This window comes from Ciceribacter sp. RN22, assembly GCF_024054295.1.
Classification (GTDB): domain Bacteria; phylum Pseudomonadota; class Alphaproteobacteria; order Rhizobiales; family Rhizobiaceae; genus Allorhizobium; species Allorhizobium lividum.
Genome location: NZ_JAMXLD010000021.1, coordinates 1 through 2126 on the forward strand (window position 1 = coordinate 1; position 2126 = coordinate 2126).

The 2126-nt window shown below is 61.9% G+C and carries 2 protein-coding genes; both read right to left on the minus strand.

All coding sequences use genetic code 11. The features are described from left to right. Positions 1 to 1592: DUF11 domain-containing protein (locus NHF53_RS22820; RefSeq protein WP_252836250.1), on the minus strand; the 1592-nt coding region annotated here is incomplete at its 3' end. A 318-nt stretch (positions 1593 to 1910) separates the two neighbouring features. Beyond that, on the minus strand, positions 1911 to 2126 hold a 216-nt coding region (locus tag NHF53_RS22825), incomplete at its 5' end, for a hypothetical protein (protein WP_252836251.1).

A 2126-nucleotide genomic window follows, 5' to 3' on the forward strand; every position in this document is an offset into this window, starting at 1 on the left:
TTGTCGGCCGACACGAAGGTCGTGTTGGCGTCGAAGGCGTCCGTCACACCGAAATTACTGGCCTGCCCTCCCGTGTTCGAAAGCGTGATCTGATAGGTCAGCGTCTCGCCGGGTTCGGCAACACCCGCGAGAGAACCGCTCTCCGACAGAAGGCTCTTCGCCATCGTCACCGTCGGCGGAATGTCGTCATTCGTGATCGTGCAAGCCGCATCGTCGCCGACAGCCAGGGTCAGCGTATTTCCGACCACCGGGGCCTGGCCATTGATCGTGCAATCATAGATCGCGGTATAACCAGCCGGGCCGGTCTCGCTCAGTGTGTAGGTGCCTGCCTCGACGGGCACATTGGTGACAGATGCACTGCCGCTGACCCCCGAAACCGGAGTCGGTCCGGAAGCCGCCAAGGTGAAGTCCGAAACCTGAGAGGTACCGCCGCTACTATCGTTTGTGACCGTCTTCACCAGCGTGATGCTGGTAATGTCGTCCGTGTCGGTCGCGGTGTTGTTGCCGCTATCAGGGTCCGGCACGTCGCTCGGACTGGAAATCTGCGCGGTATTGACCAGTTCGCCGTTGAAATCGGCCGGAACGGTCATGGTCGCCGTGTAGGTCAGCGTGGCGCCCGCAGGCAAATCCGCCTTCTGGTCGACGATCGCTCCCGAACCGCTGGCCTCTCCGCAGACAGCCCCATTGGTCGGATTGCCGCAGGTCCAGCTGGCCGTGGTGATGCCGGCCGGGAGGGGATCGTTGACCAGCGCGTTCATCGCACCGAACGGCCCATCGTTACGGACGACGATCGTGTAGGTTACCGTGCCGCCCGGCGTATAGGTCTCGCTAGCGTCCGTCTTGGTGACCGCGAGATCCGCCGGGAAGAGAAGCGGCGTGTTGACGCACTTTGCCCCGTCGTTGCCGGCAGCCGAAGGCGAACCGGAGATGAGGGTCGCCGCCCCCGTCAAGGGATCGAACCTGTAGAATCCGCCGCCATTTTCCGCACCGAAGATGCCGTTGGTCGCACCCATCATGCCGCCGAACGCTACCGGGTTGGAAACGCCGGTCGGGCCTATCGTGGTCACCTGTCCTGTGGAGGGACTAACCCGAATTAAATTCCAGTTGTTAGAGTCTACGCCCCACAGATAACCGTTGTACCAGGCCCAATCAGAGGGGTTAACAGACTTGCTGAGCGTAATCAGCGTCGACGTTCCCGTCGTCAGATCGATACGGAACGCCCTGTTCGTGCCCTGAAAATGGACGTAATAGTAGCCATCAGCACCGATCTCTCCAACAACGATAGTCCCCGCTTGAGTATTGATGCCGCCGCCGGCCACCAAGCCTGCAAGTTGTACGGAGCCATCGGAAGAGATCCGCAACAACTGGAACTGCGTCCCATTCCACACGATCGAGTAGAGATAGTTGTCGGCAGGGTTGAAGGCGATAGCATTATAGCCGGAGCCCAAATACGAGGTGCTGCTCGTACCCAGGACATCGTAGGTGAAGGGATTGGACGACGTATCGAACTGATAGAGCGTCGTGGGGGTGCCGCCAGCAGGGTATTGCGACAGGAACATCGCGCTCGTGCAAGAGCCAAAACTGGCGGCCAATGTCCGATCGGCACCGCCGGCAAGGTAGGAGAGAACAAGCAGGAGAGGGAACAAGGCGCCGGGAATAGAAGCGCGCCTAGTATGTCCCGACCGACCGGATGGTCTCGCCTCTGGTATTGGAGAGGTCGATGCGAAGGGACTGGGTACCAAGGGACCCGAACAGCCAACAATTGCCCGGACAAGGTTTTTGAATGCTCGAACAGCGAGGTTCTTCATGGTCAACACTTTCCCTGGCCCCGTCGACCCGCTGTCGGGTCGGGAGCTTTCTCTCCATGCGAATGCGTGATGTCTGAGGGGGACCGGCCCCGGGCGGTTGCGTCAGCAGCGGCGGGGCGGCGGATGGGGCCGCACGACAAGAGCTGGGCGTAGTGGCCCGCGGATCGAAGCCTGATCGGAACCGGTTCCTGCGGGATGCCGCCGGTTGACGGCGAGCGGGGCCGGAGCGGGGTGGAGTTTGGCGGCGAGCCTCATCAGCGCCAGGCTGACGGCGGCTGCGCCGACGCCGACGCGGCGGGTGAAGCGGACAAGCGCGCT